The sequence below is a fragment of the Nonomuraea montanisoli genome (genome assembly GCF_013363975.1).
Classification (GTDB): domain Bacteria; phylum Actinomycetota; class Actinomycetes; order Streptosporangiales; family Streptosporangiaceae; genus Nonomuraea; species Nonomuraea montanisoli.
On record NZ_JABWGN010000080.1, the window covers coordinates 1 to 255 of the forward strand.

The 255-nt window shown below is 60.0% G+C and carries 1 pseudogene; it reads right to left on the bottom strand.

The features are described from left to right. Nucleotides 1-123: 123 nt before the first annotated feature. Nucleotides 124-255: pseudogene (locus HTZ77_RS45065) on the bottom strand (integrase core domain-containing protein); the annotation flags it as partial.

The window sequence follows — 255 nt, forward strand, 5'->3', positions numbered from 1 at the left end:
TCACCGCTAAGGTGGCCACGAGGTCTCCGGGTACAGGTTCTTCTTGGTCGTTGAACCCTTTACCGGAGACCTCTTTGCTTATCCGGCTACGACACGCCGTTGATCAACACTTCGAGACAGGCCCTAGGTGTATTGACCCGCAGGGTTGTTGACGCGGGTGATCGGTGGTTGGCCTCCGAGCGCGGTGTGGCAGCGGTGGTGGTTGTAGGTGTGCAGGAAGTCTTGCAGAGCGGCGGTGCGTTCGTCGTTGCTGGC